General features: G+C 32.5%; 27 protein-coding genes and 1 pseudogene. 4 read left to right on the top strand and 24 right to left on the bottom strand.

The features are described 5' to 3' along the window. Positions 1-212 precede the first annotated feature (212 nt). The 13 genes and pseudogenes from LQ617_RS12200 to LQ617_RS12140 form a co-directional block, all read right to left on the bottom strand. On the bottom strand, positions 213-443 hold the full coding sequence (locus LQ617_RS12200) for a hypothetical protein (protein WP_048541014.1): 231 nt from the start codon (positions 441-443) through the stop codon (positions 213-215). A gap of 15 nt (positions 444-458) precedes the next feature. Continuing rightward, a complete protein-coding gene (manA, locus tag LQ617_RS12195; protein WP_025906422.1) occupies positions 459-1,400 on the bottom strand; it encodes a mannose-6-phosphate isomerase, class I in 942 nt (313 codons plus the stop codon). Positions 1,401-1,573: 173 nt separating this feature from the next. Next, positions 1,574-3,110, bottom strand: a pseudogene (locus tag LQ617_RS12190) (AbgT family transporter). 417 nt (positions 3,111-3,527) lie between these two features. Then, the gene (locus LQ617_RS12185; protein WP_025906426.1) at positions 3,528-4,232 is read right to left on the bottom strand and encodes a FadR/GntR family transcriptional regulator; all 705 of its coding nucleotides are present in this window, start codon (positions 4,230-4,232) and stop codon (positions 3,528-3,530) included. A 79-nt stretch (positions 4,233-4,311) separates the two neighbouring features. Continuing rightward, positions 4,312-4,680, bottom strand: coding sequence for a dihydroxyacetone kinase phosphoryl donor subunit DhaM (gene dhaM, locus LQ617_RS12180; RefSeq protein ID WP_037588992.1), 369 nt, complete (start codon positions 4,678-4,680; stop codon positions 4,312-4,314). A gap of 2 nt (positions 4,681-4,682) precedes the next feature. Continuing rightward, positions 4,683-5,258, bottom strand: a complete 576-nt coding sequence (gene dhaL, locus LQ617_RS12175) for a dihydroxyacetone kinase subunit DhaL (protein WP_037588993.1) — start codon at positions 5,256-5,258, stop codon at positions 4,683-4,685. Positions 5,259-5,270: 12 nt separating this feature from the next. Beyond that, positions 5,271-6,236 carry a dihydroxyacetone kinase subunit DhaK gene (gene dhaK / locus LQ617_RS12170; RefSeq protein WP_075578131.1) on the bottom strand — a complete coding sequence of 322 codons (966 nt, stop codon included), beginning with the start codon at positions 6,234-6,236 and terminating at the stop codon, positions 5,271-5,273. 292 nt (positions 6,237-6,528) lie between these two features. After that, positions 6,529-8,184 carry an alpha-glucosidase gene (locus LQ617_RS12165; RefSeq protein WP_239740477.1) on the bottom strand — a complete coding sequence of 552 codons (1,656 nt, stop codon included), beginning with the start codon at positions 8,182-8,184 and terminating at the stop codon, positions 6,529-6,531. 14 nt (positions 8,185-8,198) lie between these two features. Then, positions 8,199-9,203, bottom strand: coding sequence for a LacI family DNA-binding transcriptional regulator (locus LQ617_RS12160; RefSeq protein WP_126477239.1), 1,005 nt, complete (start codon positions 9,201-9,203; stop codon positions 8,199-8,201). 15 nt (positions 9,204-9,218) lie between these two features. Beyond that, the gene (locus tag LQ617_RS12155) at positions 9,219-10,061 is read right to left on the bottom strand and encodes a sugar ABC transporter permease (protein ID WP_025906438.1); all 843 of its coding nucleotides are present in this window, start codon (positions 10,059-10,061) and stop codon (positions 9,219-9,221) included. After that, positions 10,061-11,329, bottom strand: a complete 1,269-nt coding sequence (locus LQ617_RS12150; protein ID WP_107609238.1) for a sugar ABC transporter permease — start codon at positions 11,327-11,329, stop codon at positions 10,061-10,063. Before LQ617_RS12150 ends, LQ617_RS12155 begins: the two co-directional genes overlap by 1 nt. Positions 11,330-11,337: 8 nt before the next feature. After that, positions 11,338-12,591, bottom strand: coding sequence for an extracellular solute-binding protein (locus tag LQ617_RS12145; protein ID WP_126477238.1), 1,254 nt, complete (start codon positions 12,589-12,591; stop codon positions 11,338-11,340). Between the two features lie 41 nt (positions 12,592-12,632). Next, on the bottom strand, positions 12,633-13,733 hold the full coding sequence (locus tag LQ617_RS12140; RefSeq protein ID WP_239740472.1) for an ABC transporter ATP-binding protein: 1,101 nt from the start codon (positions 13,731-13,733) through the stop codon (positions 12,633-12,635). Positions 13,734-13,982: 249 nt separating this feature from the next. Between LQ617_RS12140 and LQ617_RS12135 the strand changes: the two genes are divergently transcribed. Continuing rightward, on the top strand, positions 13,983-14,441 hold the full coding sequence (locus LQ617_RS12135; RefSeq protein ID WP_107576487.1) for a MarR family winged helix-turn-helix transcriptional regulator: 459 nt from the start codon (positions 13,983-13,985) through the stop codon (positions 14,439-14,441). Then, entirely contained in the window at positions 14,425-15,870 is a 1,446-nt protein-coding gene (locus tag LQ617_RS12130; protein WP_051539271.1) for a YhgE/Pip domain-containing protein, read from the top strand. Before LQ617_RS12135 ends, LQ617_RS12130 begins: the two co-directional genes overlap by 17 nt. Positions 15,871-16,112: 242 nt before the next feature. Here the strand turns inward: LQ617_RS12130 and LQ617_RS12125 are convergent, their stop codons facing one another. The 3 genes from LQ617_RS12125 to LQ617_RS12115 are packed head-to-tail and all read right to left on the bottom strand — an operon-like array spanning position 16,113 to position 17,799. Continuing rightward, the gene (locus tag LQ617_RS12125) at positions 16,113-17,117 is read right to left on the bottom strand and encodes a zinc-binding alcohol dehydrogenase family protein (protein ID WP_107565193.1); all 1,005 of its coding nucleotides are present in this window, start codon (positions 17,115-17,117) and stop codon (positions 16,113-16,115) included. A gap of 18 nt (positions 17,118-17,135) precedes the next feature. Beyond that, positions 17,136-17,576: a GNAT family N-acetyltransferase gene (locus LQ617_RS12120; protein ID WP_191836470.1), complete on the bottom strand. Its 441-nt coding sequence runs from the start codon at positions 17,574-17,576 to the stop codon at positions 17,136-17,138. A 19-nt stretch (positions 17,577-17,595) separates the two neighbouring features. Next, positions 17,596-17,799 carry a DUF1272 domain-containing protein gene (locus LQ617_RS12115; RefSeq protein ID WP_037589002.1) on the bottom strand — a complete coding sequence of 68 codons (204 nt, stop codon included), beginning with the start codon at positions 17,797-17,799 and terminating at the stop codon, positions 17,596-17,598. Positions 17,800-17,886: 87 nt separating this feature from the next. On the opposite strand from LQ617_RS12115, the gene LQ617_RS12110 reads away from it, so the two are divergent. Beyond that, a complete protein-coding gene (locus tag LQ617_RS12110) occupies positions 17,887-18,030 on the top strand; it encodes a hypothetical protein (protein ID WP_239740471.1) in 144 nt (47 codons plus the stop codon). Positions 18,031-18,053: 23 nt separating this feature from the next. Here the strand turns inward: LQ617_RS12110 and LQ617_RS12105 are convergent, their stop codons facing one another. The 4 genes from LQ617_RS12105 to LQ617_RS12090 all read right to left on the bottom strand — a co-directional run bounded on the left by LQ617_RS12105 (position 18,054) and on the right by LQ617_RS12090 (position 19,683). Further along, a complete protein-coding gene (locus LQ617_RS12105) occupies positions 18,054-18,515 on the bottom strand; it encodes a DinB family protein (RefSeq protein WP_126477234.1) in 462 nt (153 codons plus the stop codon). Positions 18,516-18,532: 17 nt separating this feature from the next. Beyond that, positions 18,533-18,904 carry a VOC family protein gene (locus LQ617_RS12100; protein ID WP_239740476.1) on the bottom strand — a complete coding sequence of 124 codons (372 nt, stop codon included), beginning with the start codon at positions 18,902-18,904 and terminating at the stop codon, positions 18,533-18,535. 79 nt (positions 18,905-18,983) lie between these two features. Next, positions 18,984-19,193: a helix-turn-helix domain-containing protein gene (locus tag LQ617_RS12095; protein ID WP_025906456.1), complete on the bottom strand. Its 210-nt coding sequence runs from the start codon at positions 19,191-19,193 to the stop codon at positions 18,984-18,986. A 10-nt stretch (positions 19,194-19,203) separates the two neighbouring features. Beyond that, on the bottom strand, positions 19,204-19,683 hold the full coding sequence (locus LQ617_RS12090; protein WP_204258949.1) for a hypothetical protein: 480 nt from the start codon (positions 19,681-19,683) through the stop codon (positions 19,204-19,206). A gap of 313 nt (positions 19,684-19,996) precedes the next feature. Between LQ617_RS12090 and LQ617_RS16090 the strand changes: the two genes are divergently transcribed. Continuing rightward, positions 19,997-21,721: an ABC transporter ATP-binding protein gene (locus LQ617_RS16090; protein WP_239740470.1), complete on the top strand. Its 1,725-nt coding sequence runs from the start codon at positions 19,997-19,999 to the stop codon at positions 21,719-21,721. 38 nt (positions 21,722-21,759) lie between these two features. Here the strand turns inward: LQ617_RS16090 and LQ617_RS12080 are convergent, their stop codons facing one another. The 4 genes from LQ617_RS12080 to rplM all read right to left on the bottom strand — a co-directional run bounded on the left by LQ617_RS12080 (position 21,760) and on the right by rplM (position 24,441). Further along, positions 21,760-22,437 carry a YjjG family noncanonical pyrimidine nucleotidase gene (locus LQ617_RS12080; protein WP_239740469.1) on the bottom strand — a complete coding sequence of 226 codons (678 nt, stop codon included), beginning with the start codon at positions 22,435-22,437 and terminating at the stop codon, positions 21,760-21,762. Positions 22,438-22,544: 107 nt separating this feature from the next. Then, a complete protein-coding gene (locus LQ617_RS12075) occupies positions 22,545-23,372 on the bottom strand; it encodes an RCC1 domain-containing protein (protein WP_239740468.1) in 828 nt (275 codons plus the stop codon). 219 nt (positions 23,373-23,591) lie between these two features. Beyond that, on the bottom strand, positions 23,592-23,984 hold the full coding sequence (gene rpsI, locus LQ617_RS12070) for a 30S ribosomal protein S9 (RefSeq protein ID WP_025906473.1): 393 nt from the start codon (positions 23,982-23,984) through the stop codon (positions 23,592-23,594). Positions 23,985-24,003: 19 nt separating this feature from the next. Further along, complete coding sequence (gene rplM, locus LQ617_RS12065) at positions 24,004-24,441, bottom strand: 50S ribosomal protein L13 (protein ID WP_025906474.1); 438 nt, start codon at positions 24,439-24,441, stop codon at positions 24,004-24,006. Positions 24,442-24,494 lie beyond the last annotated feature (53 nt).

The raw sequence follows: 24,494 nt of genomic DNA, 5'->3' as shown, positions 1-24,494 counted from the left end.
TTTTGTACCCTAGCGCACGATATCTCCGAGTCTTCGTGCGTTACACCCTTATTTTGTACCCTAGCGCACGATATCTCCGAGTCTTCGTGCGTTACACCCTTATTTTGTACCCTAGCGCACGATATCTCCGAGTCTTCGTGCGATATTACCCTATCATACATAAAAACAGTAGAAATTCTTTTACAGAATTTCTACTGTTGATTTATTATGCTTTATACGATCAACGATAACCCTGCTAAGCATGGCATAAGATTGACTAATATGCCGCCTATTTTGAGTCCTGCTGATATGTCTTTGTCTTTTAATGTAGAGATTGCAAGTATTAAACCAATTAACGCAATGATAAATGGAATGACTGGCGTTGGATACTTAGGCATTCCGAAAAACAAACCTAATCCTGCAATAACTGCACATACTAATGATAAATATAGAAATTTTTTCATTTGATAGACCCCAATCTACACATAACTAATGATGACTTCTAATTCACCATTTATGTGATTATCTAAATCATCTGCTGTCATGATTAAATGATCGCCTTTTTCTACTTCAAATACATTACCATCTGTAATGATTTCTCCGCTTCCAGCTATCACACTTACTAAGCAATAATCTCTAGGTTTTCTAAAATTAAATGTCCCACTAATTTCCCACTTAGCAACTGTAAAGAATTCGCTTTCGATTAATAATGTCCCTTTTTGGTCTTCATCATCAATTTTTTTAGGTGGTACATTTGGACTTTGTGCACCGACAGTTATAACGTCGATACTCTTATCTAAATGTAGTTCTCTTTTCTTGCCGTCTTTATCAATTCTGTCATAATCATAAATTCTATAAGTTGTATCAGAATTTTGTTGTGTTTCTAGAATCATAATACCGCTACCTATTGCGTGAACTGTTCCACTAGGTACATAGAAGAAGTCGCCTTTTTCTACTTTTACGCGTTTAAATAAATGATCCCAATCTTCGTTCTGAATAAATTCTTCTAATTGTTGTTTTGTATTTGCATATGTACCATATATAATTTCTGCATCTTCTTTAGCATCTATAATATACCAACATTCTGTCTTACCAAATTCACCATTTTCATGTTCATGTGCATATGTATCATCAGGATGTACTTGTACAGATAGTTGGTCATTTGCATCAAGAATCTTAGTTAATAATGGGAACTTTTCTTCTGTAGGATTACCGAAAAGTTCTGGGTGATTTAACCAAACTTCATCTAAAGTTTGTCCTTTATATGGACCATTTGCGATTTCGTTTGGCCCATTTACATGTGCAGATATCCCCCAACATTCACCGATTCGTCCTTCAGGCAGGTTATATCCCATATTTTCTAAATTTCTACCACCCCATATACGTTCTTTGAATACAGGCTTTAAAATTAATGGAGACATTCAATCATCCTTTTCTAATTGTTGTTATATATTGTATACCGCTTATTTTTATAATCGTTTTAATGTACCAATGGTGATTGTACCATAACGACACTATATTGTGGAATACTCATAACACAGATAGATTGAATTTATAACTATTAATAATTTTATAATTATTAAAATGTATAATACTATTTATTCAAATGAATATCTCCACCTGGTCCTAATGGAAAGCCCAGTAAGAACCAAATAATCATGAATAACGGCCAAACGATTCCTAACACAATTGAATATGGCATTAAACTTGAAATCAATGTACCTAGTTTCATATTTTTATCATACTTTTGAGCATATGAAAGTAATAATGGTAAGTATGGCATCATTGGTGTAATCGGATTTGTAATAGAGTCTCCGATACGATAAACCATTTGTGTAAATGCTGGATGATAGCCTAATAACATAAACATTGGTATAAAGATTGGTGCCAATATTGCCCATTTAGCTGACGCACTTCCGATTAACAGGTTGATTAGACTACTTAGAATGATAAACCCTATAATCAAGATGACGCCATTTTGACCTTGCAATAATTCTGCACCTTTTACAGAAATGACAATACCTAGATTACTCCATTCTAAATATGCTAAAAGTTGAGCTGCAAAGAATACAATAACGATAAAGCTACCCATTGTGGACATGGAATCTGATAACATTTTTCCTAAATCTTTTGTATTTGAGATTTTCCCTGAAAGAATACCATATACAAAACCAGGCACGAAAAAGATAACTAATATAATGATACCTACACCATCCATCAATGGTGCTTTATCAATTAAACTACCTGTCTTTGGATTTCTTAACCATCCATTTTCAGGAATTGCTAAAGCAAGTAATAACGCTACAACAATAAAGAAACTAATATTCGCAAATTTCAATGCTTTACTTTCTTTTGCACTAATTTCATTATCATCACTTTGATCCTCAGAACCTTCATCAGGTTTGTATGTACCTAAACGTGGAATAACGACTTTCATACTGACATAATAAATTGCTGGTAATAAGATGATTGTTGATGCTGCAATAAAATACCAGTTCATTGCTACATTTAAACTGATGTCTTTATCAATGATTTCAGCTGCTGGTTTCGTAAACGCATATACTAACGCATCACTCATACCTAACGTAACGTTCGCAGCAAATGCACCTAGTGCTGAGGCATAAGCCATCGCAAGTCCAGCAATCGGATGATAACCTAACTTTATAAATACTAACGCTGTTAATGGCGGTAAGACAACTGGTGCTGCATCTCCTGCAGCATTACCGATAATACCTACAAATATAATAATGGGTACGATAATTTTTCTTGGTGCTTTTTGAACAACTTGGATCATTAACTTATCAAAATAACCCGTCTTCTCAGCAACACCTATACCTAACATAACAGCAAGGACTAAGCCTAACGCAGGAAACTCTGAAAAATTCGTGATAGATTCACTAATAATTTTTTCCAAAACCTTCTCTAGAAATTAAATTTGTAACTTCTACAGTCTTCCCAGTTGCAGGACTTTCCACATTTATGTGAAATAATGAAATAAACCAAGACAGAAATATTAACGCTGCACATAAGAAGAAAAATAGTATACTCGGATCGGGCAGTCTATTTCCTGCTCTTTCTATTAAATTTAGAAATCTATTAATGATTGAAACTTTTTCTTTTGTTTGATTCATATATTATCCTCCCATCAGTAAATTAAAAACAGTATATCAAACTGTGTTTATTTTTTGAAGGTTCTGATAATTTTACAAATGTTTTGATAACAAGTCTTTATTTAAAATTTTAAATCGCATTTAAGTGTAAATTTGGCATCTTTTTTTAAGAATTAACATTGATAAAGTGCACCGTTGACCTTATACTAAGTATACAGATGATAAGTTGTAATAAATGTACTTCATTTTCGAATAGACATCATGCAATTTATTATTAACTGTAAGAAGTCTTTATATATGATTATGAAATGGAACGGATGGGGTTACATACCCTAAAGCGATAAGCCTCCTGAAGCTTATCGCTTTTAATTTTGCATAAAATAAAAAACTGCTATCATGTCTAAGTTAGACATTAATAGCAGTTATGATTATCAAGTATTATTGTTCTGTTTTTTTAATATTACTAAGTACAACTTTTTCCACTTCTTCTAAATGAAATGCCATCTTATGTTGCGCAAGCTCTGCATTTTGAGATTTAATAGCTTCAAAAATTTCTTTATGCTCGTTATATAACTTCTCGATTGATTTACTTTTCGTATATAAATAAATCCTTCTTGTTTCTTTCATTGTATGTCTCATAATTTCAGATACATTTAACAATAATTGTTTAAGCATATCATTTTTAGCCGCTTCTACTACAGCTAAATGAAATTTCAAATCAGAAGCTTCTCCTAATTCATTGTCTTGAATGGCTTGTTTCATATCTTTTAATGCAGATTCAATAGCATGCAAGTCATCATCCGTTCTTTTTTCAGCTGCAAGTCTTGATACACCGACTTCAACAATTTTACGGACTTCTAGTAAATTTTCAATATCTTTAACGTCTCCATTAATTGCTTCGATATTAAAATAAACTTCTTCTCTTTCAACGATGAAAGTCCCTTGCCCGTGTTTAATTTCTACATATCCCATTGCTCTTAACGCATTCAATGCTTCTCTAATCGTTGCTTGTCCTACCCCAAAACTTTCAGATAAAGCCTTTATAGATGGTAAGCGGTCTCCTATTTTCAAACGACCTTCATTAATATCTAATATGATGACATCTGCAACTTTTTCGTATAATTTCTTGTTCGATATCTTCATTCTTCTTTCTCCACCTTGTTAAAATCATTAGTAGAGCAATTATATCATTTAAAATATATTTCATCTTAAAGAATTTAAATTATTGATGAAATTCTCTTTTAATACTTTCCATTGCTTCTTCTAATGTTGCACCTGTTGATAAAGATACACTTGCTAAAAATGCACCTTCTACAATTGGACCATCTACTTTGTACAATTTATGTTCGCCGTCATATAAGTCTAACGCCATTTCTAAATTCATTTCAGATGAACCAATATCGTAAAATAACAATGCATCTTCTGTTAATGCATCAATTACTTCATTAACCGTATCAATACTTGTACCGATTCCACCTTCATTTGTACCGCCTTTTGCGATAACTGTAACACTTGGAGACATTTGTTCCAATAATGCTTTTACACCTTGTGCGATTTCGTTACTATGACTAATAATACCTATTGTCGCCATGTTTACACATCCTCACTTAAAGCTTTTAATACATATACCATACTTTGAGCACCAGGATCTATATGACCAATAGAATCCTTTTTGAAATAGGCTGCTCTACCTTTAGTTGCTTCTAAATCTTTCGTATCTTCAGCGAACTGTTGTAACACATCCTCAGATAATTTATCCCCATTTGATAAATGATCTGAGGCTTTTAACAACACATCATACATTGTTTTTTCGCCACCTGTTACTTTACCTCTAGCAGCAACTGCATCTTTAAAAGTATTGATATATTCTAATAAATTATCAGAACTGATTTCGTCATAATCTAGACCTGCCATTTTAACAAAGCTAAATCCATACAATGGACCTGATGCACCACCTACTGAACTCATTAAAGTCATGCCTGTAGATTTCAATACATCACTTACTGTATCTCCTGTAACTTTTTCGTCTACTGCTTTAAATCCGCGTAACATATTAACACCATGGTCGCCATCACCAATTGCTCTGTCTAATTGTGTTAAATTTTGTTCTTCTTGTTCAAATGTATGACTTAAATCTTTAAGTTTGTTTAACAATGTTTCTGCGTTCATTTAAAATGCCTCCTATTTAAAATATTTACTTTCTGTCGGTGCATTAAATGCTTCTTCAACTTCTTGTTGATAAGGCACTAATGTAATAGAAAATCCTTGCATATCCAGTGCAGTCATATAATTGCCTACAAAGTATTTTTTAACCTCTAATTCATTTTGTTCTGCATATTCATTAAAATAATGTGCGATGATTGCAAGCTCTGAATCAGGTGTCGCACCCATACCATTAATCATAACAATTAATGATTTATCAGAAACTTCCTTTTCAAGTTCATGCATTAAACGATTAATGATTTTATCGATTGTTTCAATATTTTCTTGATAAATACCACGTTCACCATGAATACCAATACCAATCTCCATTTTATTATCATCTAAATCAAATCCGTATTGACCAGTTGTTGGTACTAAACAAGGATAAATGGCCATTCCAATCGTTCTAATATTTTCAATAAATGATTCTACTTTTTCTTTAATAGCTGCTAAGTTATATCCATTATCAGATAGATAGCCGGCATACTTATGTACAAGAACTGTACCCGCTACACCTCTTCTATCTTGTTCATTTTCAATAGAAATATCATCACGTACGATAACTGATTGGCATGAAATACCTTCCATTTCTGCCATCTCTTGTGCCATTTCAAAGTTCATAACATCTCCGGCATAGTTCTTAATGATTAATAAGACACCTTCATCAGTCGCGACATGTTTAATCGCTTCGAGAATTTTATCTGGTGTAGGAGAAGTAAAGACTTCACCACATACAGCTGCATCTAACATACCTTCAGCAACATAACCAGCATGTGCAGGTTCGTGACCAGATCCACCACCAGAAACTAAAGCAACACCACTCTTTTTAACATTTTTACGAACGACAACATTGTCGCTAATAATTTCAACTGAGTTATCCATCACTTCGATTCCCTTAAGCATATCCGCTACAAAGTTTGTTTTTTCATTCATTAATTTCTTCATATAATGACCTCCCGTTGAATTCTATGTTTTCTATTCCATTATAAAACGTTTAGATAGGTAAGCGTTAACAATATGAGTTAATAAGAAATGATAATTTAAGAATGAGCTTGTATGTGGTGCTTACGGACAGAATTCTGAGAAATGTCCCTAACGAGGGGACGTTCTTATTACCACTATTCCGAATTATGGTCGTTAGCGCATTCTTATTACCACTATTCCAAATTATGGTCGTTACATTCCCACACACAAATAAAAAATCCGAGACAAAACCTGTTGTCTCGGATTCCCACTCTTATTCTTCTATTCGATACACTCTAGTTTCAAATGGTTCTAATATGTTTGTATCTTCTATCGTTGTATAGTTGTGTAATAATAACTTACTTTTTTCTAAATTAAGTGGATATGTGATAGTAGCTTTTTCGCCTGTTAAGTTACTCATAATAATGACTTCTTCGTTATCTAATATGCGCTTATAACTATAAATTTGTTTATGATCTTTATCGACTAGTTCGTATTTACCGTAATTAAACACGTCGTAATCTTTTTTCAATTGAATCAAGCGCTTATAATAATTTAATACAGAATGTTCATCTTCTAACTGATCTGCTACGTTGATTGTTTTGTAATTTGGATTTACGTGGAACCATGGTTCTGTTGTTGAAAATCCTGCATACGCACGATTATCCCACTGCATCATTGTACGAGAATTATCTCTATTTACTTTACTCAAATTATTTAATAAAGATGATGTATCTTCGCCATTTTGTTCTTTCAATTTAATTTCATTTTTAACTGAAACATCATTAAAATCTTCTAATGATTCAAACGGATAGTTCGTCATCCCTATTTCTTGTCCTTGATAAATAAACGGTGTCCCTTTTTGTAAGAAATAATTTGTCGCATGACTTGTTGCGCTTTCATACCAATAATGCTCATCATCTCCCCAAGTTGAAACGAGCCTTGGTTGATCATGATTTTCGATAAATAGCGCATTCCAACCCACACCTTCAAGTTGGTCTTGCCATTTAGACATGATATTTTTATATTGAATAACATCAAATCCACTATCTTCAGTATTCCATAATCCTAAATGTTCAAACTGAAAAATCATATTAAATATACCATTATCAAAGCCTACCCAATCATTCGCATCATCAGGACTGACACCATTTGCTTCACCTACTGTCATAATGTCATATTTATTGAATGTTTCATCTCTCAATTCACGTAAATGATTTAATATACCTGGTCTATTCGTATAGCGTTCAAATGCAGCTTTATACTGCTCATCACCTGGTTCGACTGGTATGTCCCCATCTTCAAATGATTTTTGAATATGTGTAATCGCATCTACGCGGAAACCATCGATGCCTTTATCAAACCACCAGTTAATCATATTATATAATTCAGAGCGAACCGCTTCATTCTCCCAATTTAAATCTGGTTGTTTTTTACTGAAAATATGCAAGTAGTATTCATCAGTTTCTTCAGTTTTTTCCCAAGCTGAACCGTTGAATATACTTCCCCAGTTATTAGGCTCTTTGCCGTCTTTACCTTCTTGCCATATGTACCAATCTCTTTTAGGATTATCTTTACTCGATTTAGACTCGATAAACCAAGGATGTTCATCTGATGTATGATTGATGACTAAATCCAATATGAGTTTCATACCTTTATCGTGTGTCTCTTTTAAAAGTAATTCAAAGTCTTCCATCGTTCCAAACTCATCCATAATATCTTGATAATCACTAATATCATAGCCATTATCATCATTAGGTGATTTAAATATTGGTGAAACCCAAATCACATCTATACCTAGATTTTTCAAGTAATCTAACTTTTCTCTAATACCATTTATGTCACCAATACCATCATTGTTAGAATCATTAAAACTTCTAGGATAAACTTGATAACATACCGCTTCTTTCCACCAAATTCGTTCCTCCATCATTTAGTCACCTCTTATTTTATCGTTGATTTTCTCTCTATTATATCTGTTGGAATAATCGTATTTTTTCTTAAAATATTAGGATTCTCAATCAGTTTAATTAAAGCTATACCCGCTTCCTCACCTAAATGTTCAGGATAAATATTTACGACCGTTTGAGGTGGTGAAGCAAAAGTATTAATAAATGAATCATTAAAAGTTGCTGTCATCACTTCATCTGGCACTCTTATATTAAGTTCATATAATGCACTTAATAAATTAATATTGATCATGCTATCTGACGTAATAATCGCTGTAGGGAAAGTCGCACTTTCTTTCATTTCTTTAATGATTGCTAATATTTCATCTCTGTTAGGATTTGCATGGTAAATGTCATATTGGTTAATACCATGTTTATCGCAAGCTTTCTTAAAGCCTTCTATCCTGTCTAATGCAACAGCATATGAATCTGGTTCAGCTATAAAAGCTAAATGCTCATGCCCTTTATCAATCATAAATTCTGTAATCATTTGACTTGCTTCGACATTATCATTGTCGATATGAATAATTTCTCTTTCGCCTAGTTGTTTACCTACAACAACAAACGGAAATTGATATTTTTTGAGTAGTTGTGTAACCGGATCATTCTCTTTTGAATAAAGCATAATAAAGCCATCTATCGATTTAGATTTAATGAGATTTTCTACTTCAACTAATAAGTCAGCTTGTTCAACAGACGTTGTCATAATCGTTGAATATTCTCTTTGTTTACAGGCTATTGATATCCCCATCAGAACATCTGTAAAGAATGGATTTTGCGTCATTTCTTTAGAAGCTGATTTTAAAATTAAACCAATCGTTTTAGATTTTTGTGTTACAAGTGTTCTCGCGGCAATATTAGGTTGATAGCCCAATTGCTTCATCACAGCTTTTACTTTCTTTGATGTCTTTTCACTTATACTTTTATGCCCACTAATCACTCTTGATACTGTTGATGGTGCAACATTTGCTTCTTTCGCAACATCTTTTATTGTAACCACGAGATCACTCCTTTATTATCCTTTTGTAGCACCTGCCGTTAAACCAGTCACTAAGTATCTTTGTAATAATAAGAATACGATAGAAATTGGTATTGCAATCATCATTGCCCCGGCAGCAAATACTGTAAAGTTGTTTCCGAATTTATCATTTATAAAATTAAATAATCCGACTGCTAGTGTGTATTTTTCAGGACTTCTTAATAAAATTCTTGGCAAAATAAAGTCCATAAATGGTCCCATAAAATTAAATAATGCAACAACTGCTAGAATCGGTTTAGCTAACGGTAACATAATTGTGAAAAATATTCTCATATGTCCTGCACCATCTATTTTAGCAGATTCATCTAATTCTTTAGGAATTGTATCGAAATATCCTTTTACTAAGAAAGCATTCATCGGAATGGAACCACCTATATAAATTAACGTAAGACCGAATAGTGAATCTAATAAGCCTATTGTATTTAATAAGATATAAATTGCTACCATTGCCATCAATACAGGGAACATTTGTAAAATTAAAAATGCAATCAGTCCGTATTTTCTACCGACAAAACGATATCTTGAAAATGCATATGAAGTTAAACCAACAAAGATCACTGAAAATAATGCATTAGCCGTCGCCACGATTAAAGTATTCTTATACCAAGTAAGGTAGTCACTTGAAGGATCAGTTAGTAAATAAATATAATTTTTCAAAGATGCATCTTTCGGTATCATCGAAGAACCATAAAGATTGGAACCTGAGTTCAGTGATAACCCTAAAGTCCACAGTAATGGATAAATAATGATAATAAACATAATAATCAAAATGCCATACATGATAATCGCTCTTAATATATTTTTATTCTTCTTATTCATTAAATATCCCCCTCATCTTTAAAAGTACTTGTCTTTCTAAATTGTAAGAATGCAATAATGGCAATAAACACACCGATAATTAATGAAATCGTTGCAGCCATATTATAATTTTGCATATCAAATGTTAATCGATAAACCCATGAAATTAAGATATCTGTACTACCTGCATTCTGACCAGAAACAGGTGGACCACCTTTATTAAATAAGTAAATTAAATTAAAGTTATTAAAGTTTCCTGCGTATTGCATAATTAGTAATGGTGCAGTCGCAAATAAAATATGTGGAAACGTAATATTTCTAAATTTTTGCCAACTTGATGCGCCGTCCATATCTGCCGCTTCATACCAATCTGATGAAATACTTTGTAGAACACCAGTGAATAAAGCAAATACGAATGGGAATCCAAGCCAAACTTGAATTAAGATTAAAGCAACCTTTGCCCAGAATGGATCATTTAACCAAGCTGGTGCAATGCCGAATAATGGTTGTAGGATATCATTATTAATCGAACCAAAATCATCATTAAAAATGGCCGCAAAGATTAATATTGTCACGAACGATGGAACTGCCCAAGGTAAGATTAATACTGTTCTAATAAGCTTTTTAAATCTAATAAGTGGATGATTAACAATAATAGCGAGTAATAACGCTAACGCGATTTGTAAAGTAGTCGCTACTAAAGTCCAAACAATCGTCCAAGTTAATACGTTAAAGAATGTTGTCTTCCAAATAGGTACTGTAACTAATGATTTGAAGTTATCAAACCCTACCCATTCTAATAAATGTCTAGGTGGTGCATTATACAAATTGTAATTTGTAAAAGCTAAAAAACACATGAATAAAAGTGGAAATACGACAACAAATATTAATAAAAAGATACCCGGTGATATTAATAAATATGGGAAAGTCTTATCCCATGTCGCCGTCATTCGACCTTTACGATCTTTAATTTCAAATCCTTTATTATATTGATCTGCATTACGATAAGCATCTATAATATTCACGACATATAAAGTGATCGCAAATGCAATTAATAATAACGAAATGATACCTTGTGCTAATAGAACCCTTGAATCATCTAGTTTAGGCACTGTACCTAAAGTGAATAATCCCCAGAACCCAATATTCATAAATTGATAAAATACTGAAATGAAACTAATAAAAAATACGATAAAAATACTACCTTTTATATATCTTTTATTATAGAATTGGCCAATACCTGGAATAATCGATAGTATGGCAGCTAATTTTGGATTTCTCATTTTCACACCTTCTTTTATTTTTTAGATGCATTCATAATTTCTACTTGTTCATCAATACCGTTTTTTGCTTCATCAAGCGCTTCTTTAGGGTCTTTACCGTTGGATATAAATGTCGCTGCATTTCCCATCGGATCCCATACTTGACTCATCTCTGGAATGTTTGGCATTGGAATGGCATTTTGAGCTTGTTCTTCATATGGCTTTAATAATTCATTTTTAGAAGAAACGTCTGTACGACCTGTAATTTCTTGCATTTCATCTGTATATTTCTGCATATTATCTTTATTTGTTAAATACAGCATTAAGTTTTTAGCCCAGTACTTCTCTTCGCTATATTCGGATATAAACCAACCTCTTACCCCTAAGAATGGTTTCATTTCTTTACCATTATCAGTTGGGAAAGTTGCAGTTCCGAAATCATCGCCAAGTGCTTCTTTAAACTCATTCGTTTGCCAAGGACCTGTTACAAACATGCCTACTTTACCTTCTTTAAACAGTCCTACAATAACATCTTGATTAGCTGACTTCGTAATATAACCTTTGTCATACCAAGATTGTAATCTCTCTCCATTTTTCACGACAGATGGATCATTTACAGCAACATCATTTGTATTAAATCCATCTTTTTCTTCTTTAAATATGTATCCGCCTTGTGAGAATAAAAATGGATAATTAAAGTAGAAGTTTTTTGCATCAAACATAAATCCATATTGCTTTTTATCTTTGTCCGTTACATCTTTTGCGATTTTTTCAACATCATCCATCGTCTTTGGTGGTGTCTTAACAAGTTTCTTGTTATAGACAACAGCCGTTGATTCTACGATAACGGGTAATGCTAACTGTTTACCTTCATAATTTAAAGCTTGTAATGCTTCTTTGGAATAACCTTTTAATTCTTCATCTGTAAAATCAATTTCTGCCGCTAATCCTTGTAAATAAGCATCTCCTGCACGGTCATGCGGTTGGAAGAATAAGTCAGGTCCATTACCTGAAGGACCATCAAGCGATAAGTTATCTACTTGGTCATCTTGAGCTGTATTTTTAAGAATGACTTTAATACCTGTCTTTTTTGTATAATCTTCTGTTACTTTCTTATAAAAAGCCATTTGTCTATCGCCATCTACCCACATCGTAAGTGACTTAGGTTTGGCTGTTTTTTCATCATCATTCAGTGCTTTATCAATATCTTCTTGTGTTCGATTAGGACCACAACTTGCAAGCAATAATGTCACGAGTAATATTGAGCAAATTTTTAGTAAATGTTTCATCTAATCCCCTTCTTTCATTAATTGTTAATTCACTCAATCAATTAATTTTTAATTTTCTCTCCAGTTTCTTTATCAAAGAAGTGACATTTATTTAAATCTAAAGCGAGCTCAATTTCATCATTTGGATGAATGACTGTTCTAGCATCTAACTTGGCACAAATTTCTTCATCGTTAAATAATCCATGAATCATAATTTCAGAACCTAATAATTCACTAACAAGTACTTTAGTCTTGAAAGTTACATCTTTATTAGCATTAATAAATACAGGTTCATCATGAATATCTTCTGGTCGAATACCGAATCGTATCGTCTTGCCATCATAGCCATTATGATTAAGCATGCGTGCTTTACTTTCATTTAATTTAATCACTTGATTGCCAATCACTAATTCGTCTTTATTAACTTTTGCGTTAAAAATATTCATTGCTGGTGATCCAATAAATTGTGCAACAAATTCATTTTCTGGTGCGTCATATACTTCACGTGGTGTACCTATTTGCATAATATCGCCATCTTTTAAGACAACAATACGTGTTGCCATCGTTAAAGCTTCTGTTTGGTCATGTGTGACATAAATCGTTGTAGTTTGTAAACGTTCATGCAACTTTAATATTTCTGTTCTCATTTGAACTCTTAATTTCGCGTCTAAATTAGATAAAGGTTCGTCCATTAAGAATACTTTCGCATCCCTTACAATTGCTCGACCTAATGCAACCCTTTGTCTTTGACCACCTGATAAAGCTTTAGGCTTTCTTGGTAAATATTCCTTCAATCCAAGAATTTCAGCTGCGTATTGAACCCTTTTATCTATTTCTTTTTTATTCATTTTTCGTAGTTTAAGTCCAAATGCCATATTGTCATATACTGTCATATGTGGGTATAAAGCATAATTTTGAAAGACCATTGCGATATCTCTATCTTTTGGTGCGACATCATTCATTCTTCGATCATCAATAAAAAAATTTCCTGATGTAATGTCTTCTAATCCTGCGATCATTCTCAAAGTTGTTGACTTTCCACACCCTGATGGACCAACGAAAACAATAAACTCTTTATCTTTAATATGTAAGTTAAAATCATGTACTACAGTATTACCTTTGTCGTAAGTCTTCTTTATATTCTCTAATTTCATTTCAGCCATAGATAAACCCTCCATAATTGTAATCGCTTTCAAAACTTAATATAGATTTATCATATGTGTAAAAAGTTAAAAAGTCAACAATTTTATGCAAACGATTGCATTAATAATTCACGAGAATATAAACTATTTATTTTTAAAAGAAAGCCTTTACATGCAAACGATTGTATCTTTTTTAAGTTAAACCTCTTGCAATTATAGTACATAGGGTGTACTATACTCTTTGTATTAAGTACAGGAGGTGTACTAATTATGGAAGAAGAATTAAAAAAAGCTTTTAACCTATTCCAAGAATCCATCATTAATATACACAGTGAAGTTGCAAAGATTTTAAATAATTCTGGGTTAGATGAAGTTGTTTCTAAAGAACAATATCAAACTTTAAAAATTATTAAAGATTTTCCTAGATGCACATACAGTTTTATTGCCTCTAAACAAGGTGTCTTTAAGACTGCTATATCAAACAGAATTAATAAATTGAAGCATCTAGACCTCATTGCTATTCAGCAAGGCGAAGATAAGAGAGAGAAATCTGTTTTGCTAACAGATAAAGGTTTAGAACTTGTAAAGCGTACTGAAGATGTTATTTACGAAACATTTAATCGTAAATTGTCTTCTCACTTTTCAAACGAAGAGATTATTACGTTTGTTAAACAATTAGAGAAAGCAAATAAACTTATAACAGGAAAGGACAATGTTAATCATGTTTGATGATATAAAAAATTTATGGACACATAAGTTCTTACTCGTATCACTTATAGCAATTATGCTTATTCCACTTATTTATAGTTCAGTATTTGTAGGTTCTTTATGGGATCCATACGGAAAGACGGATTCATTAAAGATATCTGTAGTGAATAGTGATAACGGTGGAAAAATCAATGGTGAAAAGGCAGACATCGGTAAAGACGTAGTAGATAAATTAAAAGACAATGATAAATTTAAATGGGAATTTGTTTCTCAAGAAACTGCAGACAAACATTTAGAACATGGTGAATCTTATGCTGTCATTTCAATACCAGCTGAAACGACTAAAAATGCAGGTTCTATGTTAGACAAAAATCCTAAAAAAATCGACTTAAATGTCAAAACGAACCCTGGTTATAGTTACACTGGTTCACAAATCGCATCTAAAGCTATTACAGCTGTTGAAGATAATTTAAGTGAATCTGTTCGTGAGAAGTATATTTCAGAATCATTTAAAGGTATGAATAAATTAACTGATGGTTATAAAGATACTTCTAAAGCACTTGGACAAATGTCAGATGCAGAATCTCAACTCATTGATGGTAATAAACAAGTTGAATCTGGATTAGAACAACTTGCTCCAATGGCTGGTGCAGAAGGACAACAACTTTTACAAGGCAGTATGAAAGTATCTCAAGGTTTAAGTGATTTACAAGCTAATAACGATAAATTAAAAGCAAATATTGATAAAGCTATTAAACAATCAGATGATAAATACTTTGAAGATAAAAATGTTAAAGCAATCAATAATCCAGTCGTATCAAACGAAGATGATTTAACAGAAGTTAATAACTATGGTCAAAGCTTTGCGCCATATATCTTATCATTAAGTTTATATGTAGGTGCAGTTGCATTCTCAGCAGTTTACCCTATTGATAAACGAATTGGTGATTCTACAGGATTCAAATGGTGGTTAAGTAAGTTTGCAATATTCATGATGCAAGCTTTAGGGTCAGCATTAGCATTAGCGGTACTATGTTTATACGGATTTGAAATTGATATCGCCAATCCAGGACACTTCACTTTAACACTTATCTTATGGAGTATTGCAGCATATATGATTGTGACATTCCTAACAGTTGTATTAGGTAATATCGGTAAATTCTTAGCGATTATACTATTAATCTTACAATTAGGATCAAGTGAAGGTACATTCCCAATAGAATTATCAGGTAAGTTCTTCCAAGACTTACACCCATTCTCTCCAATGAGTTATGTAATCAAAGCATTAAGAGAAAATATCTTTAACTTCACAAGTGACGTAACTTATGGACAATCAATGCTTATAATAGGACTTATCGCAATTGTATTCGCAGCACTAACATTACTTGTATATGTAATACGTTCTAAATATCCACACTTAAGACGTATCGCAAACGAAAACGACTATTAAGATGTAGAAAAGCACAACCTCGCGTGAGGTTGTGCTTTTTTGTAGTTTATTTTAAGTAGTGACGGCGCCGTTAGTTACAGTTGTAGCGACTTTTGTAATTATAGACCGCCATAGTTACACTTCCGCCGACTTTTGTAATTATAGACACCTATAGTTACACTTCGGCCGACTTTTGTAATTAACGCACCCGTTATAAACAAGTTTTGCCGAAAGTGTTCGTAACGTCATTTCTATTAGTACTGTTAATATTCTATAACTATTTTACCAATACTTTTTCCTTCTTCTATTAAACGATGTGCTTCTGTAATTGTTTCTACACTTAATCCTTTTAGTGTCTTATTTACTGTCGTTTTAATCGTACCTCTATCTAATAAATATGTTAACTTTCTTAAATATTCGTGATGTGCGATCATGTCGTCTGTTTCATATTTTGGTCTAGTGAACATAAATTCAAATGAGAATGTCACACTTTTATCTTTTAATAAATTTAAATCTACTTTATCCATAAAATTAACAAGTGCTACGATTTTTCCTCTTGGCTTAATCATTTCTGCCATTACATTAAAGTATGCATCGCTACTATGTGTATTAAAAATATAATCTACTTGATTAATTTTATGTGCTCTTAATTCATCTGGTAAGTGGTGTTTATGATTGAGCACGATGTCAGCACCCATTTTCTCTGACCATCTTCTTGTTTCTTTACGTGATGCTGTCGTGATAACTGTTAGCCCCAAATGTTTCGCAATTTGAGTAGCTACAGAACCTACACCACCAGCACCATTTATAATAAGTAACTTCTTATCTTTATTATCTTCAGGGTTAGATGAAATATTTAGTCCTTCTAATAATGCTTCAAATGACGTTAGTGCTGTTAAAGGTAAAGCTGCTGATTCAACGTAAGATAAGTGTTCTGGTTTAATGCTAACAAGTCGTTCATCAACTAATTGATACTCTGCATTCGATCCTTGTTTCGTATTTGTGCCAGAATAATATACTTCATCACCTACGTGGAATAATTCTACTTCTTCTCCGACCGCTTCTACAACACCTACTGCATCATACCCTAATATTTTAAATTCCCCATCAGATGTATTTCTTGATTTCGTATCTATAGGATTTATACTCGCAGCCTTCACATTCACTAAAATATTTCTTCCTTTAGCTTCTGGAACTGGTATATCTCTTTCTTCAAATTCATTTGATACTTTCAAATCAAAACTGTTACTAAACCCAATTGCTTTCATCTAAAAGTCACCTCTTGTTTATAAATGTTTATGATAATAGTTATGTTCATCATCGATTTGCATGCCTAATTTTTGATATAAACGATTACCAGCTTTATTTGATTTTTCGGTTTCTAAATATATTGTCTCATATCCATTTTCTTTCCCATAAGTAAATGCTTGGTTCATTAATTGCTCACCAATTCGTTGACCTCTCGCATCTGCTGTTAAAAATAAATCATTAATAATAAGTAGGTTTGACATTTTCATTGATGACAACATCTTGTATAGCTGTACAAATCCTATCACTTGCTCATTCGCTTCAGCTATAAATATAACAGCATCTTCACGAGAAACATTTCTATATATAAATTCATACGTCATCTTTATATCTGATTGTTGTCCAAAATGAACACGATAGTCATCAAATACAGCAACAACTTTCTCTATCTCATTGAGTTGTAATCTTCGAATATTCAATCCATCACCTCATTTATCCTTAACGGTCTCCCATTACAGTTTTAGTATCAGCTTTTGCTTTCGGACGAACGACAAGTTCTCCATTACATTCTGGACATACATAATATAAATTTTCCGCACATTCTCTACAGTATGTTGTTTCTTGAACACATATAAAAGCATTACTTTTCTTATGAAATTCATATCCGCATTTCTCGCAATTTGGTTTCATCTCTAAAGCCATTTCTATCACTCCATAAAAATATGTTAGTATATACATAATTATCATATCACTTTTAAGTACATAAAATGAATTTTAAGGTGTGATTCTATGGAAAAAGAATTCGTAGGTAAATGTGCAAAATGCCAAACAGATATTTATTGTAATAGTGGCTTTATAGAAGGTGTCGTGCAAGAAGATAAAACATTATTATGCTTTAACTGTTCTAAAGACAAAGAGAGAAAAGAAACATAAACGTTTCTTTTCTCTCTATATTTTTATACGCCTTGATCTAATTTATCTAACATTGATTTCATCAACTTAATTTGACCAGTATGATAATTCGTGTGCAATATGCCAAATGAAATTGTTTCTGCAAAAGTATCCATATTCGCTATCGGTGCTTTTCTTGATTTGTCCATTTGTTCATCAAGTGCATTTAATATTCTTTCTAGTTGTTGATTTAATATGCCTTTTAATTCTTGGAAAGTTGGTTCTACACCTGTAAAATCTTGTGGTGAAGTACCTGGTGAGAATGATTTACCTAACTTTTCACCGAGTATATTACCTTCTTCACTTGTACCAAAGACAAATGATTCATTTGCCACAATTACGTGACCAAGTTGCCATTTAATATTATTGTTCGCTAACTCCAGTTGAAAATCCGCTTGTTTCTCATCTATATCTTTGACAACATCAGATAACATACTATAAGAAATTCGGAACTGCGTTTCTATCATTTCAATTCCCTCCGTTTTTACTCAGTAATTGCAAAATAATTACCTTGCTTATCATGAAAATTAAATACTCTACCCTCAGGGATTTCTATAATATCATGACCAGTTAATCCTTGTTCTTTTAACGACTTATATAATTCATCAAAATTCGAAGCTTTAAACATTAAAGAAGGTGTTTCTAAACTCACTTCAGGACTGTACTTTTCAATAAAAGCTTTATCAAATAATACAAATGACGTTTCAGCATCTTCACTAGGTGCAATTTCTACAGACTTGAAACCTTCAGGCAACTCATCTTCAGACTTCACAACAAAGTTCATTACATCTTTCCAAAATTCAACAGCTTTTTCTTGATCATCAACATACAACATGACTTGATGTAACTTTTCAATCATATATATCACCTTCATTCATTTATTACATTTAGAATACGCTATATATGATTCAAGTGCAAAATAACAAAGTTTAATTTCACTCTGCATCCTTTTCATAAACCATGATGTCACCAGGCTGACAATCCAAGTATTCACATATTGCTTCTAGTGTACTAAATCTAACAGCTTTTGCTTTTCCAGTCTTTAAAATAGATAAATTTGCGATCGTAATATCTACCTCTTGAGCAAGTTCAGTCAGAGAAACATGTCTTTCTTTTAAAATTTCATCTAATTTAATTTTTATCATCTTGTCACCCTTAAACAGTCAAATCATTTTCTTTTTTTATTGATTTAGATTCATTATAAATCGTAAGGAAATTTAACATCATTAAAGAAATATTCAACAACAATACCGTTGTAAATGGTGCAGTATTTAATAACTCTTTATATGTTACATCCACCCCAATATTGTTTTTCATAGTATTTAACGTAGCATATATCATAATAATGATTGAAGAATAGAATATTTTATTGTAATTCCCAGAATTAAAGAAATCTTTTTCATTGATATTTTTTATAAAACTTAATACGAATATAAAGAAAACTACTGTTAACAACGATTGAATAGTAAAGCATATTAAGTAATAGAATACGCCATCTCTTAAATCAAATGCTGTACTTACAGGTACTTTGAAAAAGAAACGTACAAGAACAAGACCCAGCATTAAAATATTAATGATCATAGTAATTATCGTAATCATATAAGTACGTTTTTCAGTTTTGCTAATTTTACTCATCGAAACCTCTCCCTTTTATCGTTTTTCAATAAAAGTTTAACATTCTTTTTATTGTTTATCAATAAAAATTATTGTTTTTCGATAAAAAAAGAGTTATATCAAGTAATTCTCATCCACGTTGTGTTTTATTGGATTTTAACTTATACTCTCAGTAACAGTCTTTACTGTAATTTTACACTAGAGAGGAAGATTACCATGAGAAAAAATAATAATCGTATCCTTTTAACTACTGCCACTGAGGTCGTTTACCTTTAAGTGAAATGTATTAAGTTTATTGGTAAACGACACCAATAAAACTTAAGGAGCTATTATTGTGAAATTTAAAAAATTCATATCATACTACAGACCTTATAAACGAATTTTCGGTTTAACTTTAATTTGTTCATTACTTGTTACGGTTATTACGCTTGTAATACCATTGATTATTCGTTATATCACAGAGAATTTAATTCAACATTTCTCTGTAGCGCATGTTAAAGAAATTTACTTACTAGGTGCTGCTATGGTATTGCTCATATTGATTCAATTTTTGTGCCATATTTTTATAGATTATTATGGTCATGTTATGGGTGCAAAGATGGAGAAAGATATGAGCGAAGAGTTATATGAACATATTCAAAGCCAACCTCATCACTTTTTTGACCGAAATAGTACGGGTGGCTTAATGTCGAGATTAACGGGTGATCTTGAGAACTTATCAGAGTTATATCATCACGGTCCTGAAGATATCTTAATGTACATTATTCGTTTTATAGGTGCTGTCGTCATTCTCTTGTATATCAATGTAGAATTAACAATTGTGATGATGCTATTTATTCCTATTATGATTGTAGTTTATTGGTACTACATCAAAAAGCTCTCTTCTATCTATGAACAAGATAAAGCTACCAATGCTGAAATTCATGGATTTTTAGAAAATACAATATCAGGAATCAAAGTTACAAAATCTTTTACGAATGAATCATTTGAAAGTAATCAGTATAAATCACTTAATAAAAAAGCGATTGAAATCAAAAAGAAAGTTCATAAATATGAAGCTCTATATAATGAGATTATAGGGTCCATCATTCAAGAAATGCCTGTCATCATCATTGTACTCGGTGCATTACTAATTATGAAAAAAGAAATTTCTATTGGGGATTTGTTAGCATTCGTACTGTATGTAGGTAATATCGCAACACCTATTGAAGTACTTGTTAAGCTGTCTGTTCAATATAATGAAGGTATTTCAGGTTTTAACCGCTTCTTTAAATTAATGCAACTTAAACCGGATATAACTTCAGAGAATACTCACCAACAACAAACACCACATTCAAACGGTGCTATTCAATTTGATCATGTTTACTTTCAATATGACCAAGAATATATTATCCATAATTTAAATTTAACAATCGAACCCGGTGCATATATTGCGATAGTTGGCCCATCAGGTTCAGGTAAATCAACCATCGCTAATCTGCTACCAAGATTTTACGATGTCACATCAGGATCCATAACGATGAATCATCAAGATATTAGAACGATGCCGCTTGAAGAACTTAGACAAAAAATAGGTATCGTTCAACAAGATGTCTATATATTCTCAAGTACCGTTTATGAGAATATTAAATATGGTAATCCTGAAGCTTCAATGGATGAAATCATTCATGCATCTAAATTAGCCAATGCACATGAATTTATTCAACAACTGCCAAATGGTTATCACACACAAATTGGTGAAAAAGGTGCTAAACTTTCTGGCGGTCAAAAGCAAAGACTTAGTATCGCAAGAATGTTTCTAAAAAACCCAGAAGTTGTCATCTTAGATGAAGCCACAAGTGCTTTAGATAATTTAAGTGAGAAAGTCGTTCAACAATCATTGGAACAACTGACACTCAATCGCACAACTATCGTTATCGCCCATCGATTATCAACAATCCGAAATGCAGATAACATATACGTCCTAACAAAAGAAGGCATTATAGAATCTGGTAATCACGATACACTTATAGAGAAACAAGGATTCTATTATAGAATGTATATCAACGAAGAGAACTAAATATAAGCACAATAAAAGCTGAGACAACACGTCTCAGCTTATTTCAATATATCCTTTAACGCTTCTAAATGATTTATAACATATGTCGCAATATCCCCGTTACCAAGATTTTGATGGTCAAAGTAACATGAATCAATACCATATTCATGCGCACCAGCAATATCAGATGTTACCGTATCTCCTATCATTAAATAATGTGACAAATCATCATCTTTAATAACATTTAAACAATGGTCGAAAAATTGTTTATGAGGCTTTTCAAATCCAATTTTCTCTGAAATAAAATGATCATCAAAATAATCAAAAATACCTGCGTCATTCATTCTTTTCATCTGAGTTTCATAAACACCATTAGAAGCACTATAAAGATGATAACCCGCTTCTTTCAAATAACTTAATATATCTTTCGCACCATCAACCAGCTCATGATTATCATTCAACGTCTTTCTAAAAATAGCCTCCTTAGCACGCGCATCAACATTTAGATCAAATAACTCAAAAAATTCCTTAAAGCGAGTCGTTAACACATCATCCTTAGAAACCTTGCCCTGCTCAAGCTCTAACCATAAACGCTTATTAATATCCTGATACTGTTTAAAATTCAAATCATTAAACACAATACCCTCAGATTCAAAAACCGCCATAATCCCTTCCCTTTCACCAGCATTAAAATCTAATAAAGTATTGTCCAAATCAAATAAAATATGTTTGTACATCGAAAAGTCCCCTTTTAGTCTGTAAGGTTATGGAATATATTATACCATTACATAAAAAACACTGCTCGAAGCTGTTCGAGAAGTGTTTTAAAGTTATATAATTAATATTACAAGTTGATCCATTCATTATTTCCAGCTATTAAAATTTCTTCATCTTTATTCATTCCAATAGTATAGTCTGATCCGGCACTTACACAGATGATATTTTCCCATTCAGATATATCACACTGCCCATTATCATTCTTTCCTGTTGCTACTACTTTTCCTGATTGAGTTAATCCTACAGAATGATAACTACCTGCTGAAAGATACAAGATATTCTTCCAGTCTTCAATATCACAAGTAGCATACTTATTATCTCCTGTTGCTATAACTGTTCCATCTTGTTTTAACCCTAATGAATGTAGATATCCTGCTGAAATTTGTTTTATATGGTTCCAATCTGAAACGTTAATCTGTCCTCTTGTGTTATTGCCAACACCAATAACTGAACCATTTATAGATAAACCTAGTGTATGCCAATCTCCAGAAGAAACTTGAATGATATTATTCCAAGAAGATACATTACATTGACCTTCAGTATTTCTCCCGATTGCTTGTACACTGCCATCTTTCAAAACACCTACTGTATGCATCCAACCACAATCGATATCTATAACATTTTGCCAATCATGTACGTCAATTTGTCCATGCTGATTATTCCCGCTTCCAATAACTGAACCACTGTGCATTAATCCTACTGAATGTGTATTACCAGTATTTCTTGCTTTATGTACATTCCCAGCACTAAGTAGCTTAATATTACGCCATAAATCAACATTGCATTGGCCATTTTTATTATTACCTTTAGCTATTACTTTATTATCCTTCTCACGAATAAGCACATGTCTTGACCCTGCCGAAAGACGTTTATATTGATCTATCACTACATTCATAATATCTCCTTAATTTAACCTTTATTAAGAATAAACTTTCTTGAAATCATTATAACTTCTATCAGTATGACAAACTCAATACAACTAGTCCACATATAAAAAAACACTTCTCGAAGTTGTTCGAGAAGTGTTGAAACGCATATTTTGTTGAACACAAATTGCATATGCAATTTGCGTACCAAATTTGTAAGCGAACAAGTTCGCAACAACTTTGGCATATTAACGTTTTGAGAATTGTGGTGAACGACGAGCACCTTTAAGACCAGGTTTCTTACGTTCTTTCATACGTGGGTCACGTGTAAGTAATCCAGCGCGTTTTAATGATCCACGGTATTCTGGATCTGCTTCTAACAATGCACGTGCAATTCCGTGACGGATAGCTTGTGCTTGTCCAGTGAAACCTCCACCTTGAACGTTTACTAAAACATCGTAGTTACCTTTTGTTTCAGTTACATCAAATGGTTGGTTTAAATCTAAAATTAATGATTCAAATGGTAAGTAGTCACGTACGTCACGTTTGTTAATTGTTACGTTACCTTCACCAGGTACTAAACGTACACGTGCTACTGAATGTTTACGACGACCTGTGCCTTTATATTCAACTTGTGCCAATGTAGTATCCTCCTCTTAATTAACCACGTAACTCGTAGTTTTCAGGTTGTTGTGCAGCATGTGGATGCTCTGCACCAGCATATACGAATAATTTTTTACCTTGTTTTTCACCAAGTTTGCTCTTAGGTAACATACCTTTGATAGATGTTTCTAATAAACGAACTGGGTTTTTCTCTTTTAATTCACCAGCAGATACTGATTTTAATCCACCTGGGTGATTTGAATGACGGTAGTAAATTTTATCTTGTTCTTTATTACCTGATAAGTAGATTTTTTCAGCGTTAATGATGATAACGTTATCTCCTGTATCAACGTGTGGTGTGTAAGTTACTTTATGTTTACCGCGTAAGATTGATGCGATTTCTGATGATAAACGACCTAACGTTTGTCCTTCAGCATCAACAACGTACCATTTGCGATCGATGTTTGCTTCATTAGCCATAAATGTTTGACGCATTATAGTGTCCTCCTAAATTTTAAAAAAGTTCTGGGTTAAGATGTATATATTAA

The organism is Mammaliicoccus sp. P-M59 (assembly GCF_022386135.1).
In the GTDB taxonomy this organism is placed as follows: domain Bacteria; phylum Bacillota; class Bacilli; order Staphylococcales; family Staphylococcaceae; genus Mammaliicoccus; species Mammaliicoccus sciuri_A.
The sequence above is the reverse complement of the archived record's forward strand: the minus strand, read 5'-3'. Positions and strand labels throughout refer to the sequence as shown.

Coding starts and splice junctions, on each gene's coding strand:
- LQ617_RS12200 (WP_048541014.1), bottom strand. CDS start 443: ATGAAAAAATTTCTATATTTATCATTAGTATGTGCAGTTATTGCAGGA.
- manA (WP_025906422.1), bottom strand. CDS start 1,400: ATGTCTCCATTAATTTTAAAGCCTGTATTCAAAGAACGTATATGGGGT.
- LQ617_RS12185 (WP_025906426.1), bottom strand. CDS start 4,232: ATGAAGATATCGAACAAGAAATTATACGAAAAAGTTGCAGATGTCATC.
- dhaM (WP_037588992.1), bottom strand. CDS start 4,680: ATGGCGACAATAGGTATTATTAGTCATAGTAACGAAATCGCACAAGGT.
- dhaL (WP_037588993.1), bottom strand. CDS start 5,258: ATGAACGCAGAAACATTGTTAAACAAACTTAAAGATTTAAGTCATACA.
- dhaK (WP_075578131.1), bottom strand. CDS start 6,236: ATGAAGAAATTAATGAATGAAAAAACAAACTTTGTAGCGGATATGCTT.
- LQ617_RS12165 (WP_239740477.1), bottom strand. CDS start 8,184: ATGGAGGAACGAATTTGGTGGAAAGAAGCGGTATGTTATCAAGTTTAT.
- LQ617_RS12155 (WP_025906438.1), bottom strand. CDS start 10,061: ATGAATAAGAAGAATAAAAATATATTAAGAGCGATTATCATGTATGGC.
- LQ617_RS12145 (WP_126477238.1), bottom strand. CDS start 12,591: ATGAAACATTTACTAAAAATTTGCTCAATATTACTCGTGACATTATTG.
- LQ617_RS12140 (WP_239740472.1), bottom strand. CDS start 13,733: ATGGCTGAAATGAAATTAGAGAATATAAAGAAGACTTACGACAAAGGT.
- LQ617_RS12135 (WP_107576487.1), top strand. CDS start 13,983: ATGGAAGAAGAATTAAAAAAAGCTTTTAACCTATTCCAAGAATCCATC.
- LQ617_RS12130 (WP_051539271.1), top strand. CDS start 14,425: ATGTTAATCATGTTTGATGATATAAAAAATTTATGGACACATAAGTTC.
- LQ617_RS12125 (WP_107565193.1), bottom strand. CDS start 17,117: ATGAAAGCAATTGGGTTTAGTAACAGTTTTGATTTGAAAGTATCAAAT.
- LQ617_RS12115 (WP_037589002.1), bottom strand. CDS start 17,799: ATGGCTTTAGAGATGAAACCAAATTGCGAGAAATGCGGATATGAATTT.
- LQ617_RS12110 (WP_239740471.1), top strand. CDS start 17,887: ATGGAAAAAGAATTCGTAGGTAAATGTGCAAAATGCCAAACAGATATT.
- LQ617_RS12105 (WP_126477234.1), bottom strand. CDS start 18,515: ATGATAGAAACGCAGTTCCGAATTTCTTATAGTATGTTATCTGATGTT.
- LQ617_RS12095 (WP_025906456.1), bottom strand. CDS start 19,193: ATGATAAAAATTAAATTAGATGAAATTTTAAAAGAAAGACATGTTTCT.
- LQ617_RS12090 (WP_204258949.1), bottom strand. CDS start 19,683: ATGAGTAAAATTAGCAAAACTGAAAAACGTACTTATATGATTACGATA.
- LQ617_RS12080 (WP_239740469.1), bottom strand. CDS start 22,437: ATGTACAAACATATTTTATTTGATTTGGACAATACTTTATTAGATTTT.
- LQ617_RS12075 (WP_239740468.1), bottom strand. CDS start 23,372: ATGAATGTAGTGATAGATCAATATAAACGTCTTTCGGCAGGGTCAAGA.
- rplM (WP_025906474.1), bottom strand. CDS start 24,441: ATGCGTCAAACATTTATGGCTAATGAAGCAAACATCGATCGCAAATGG.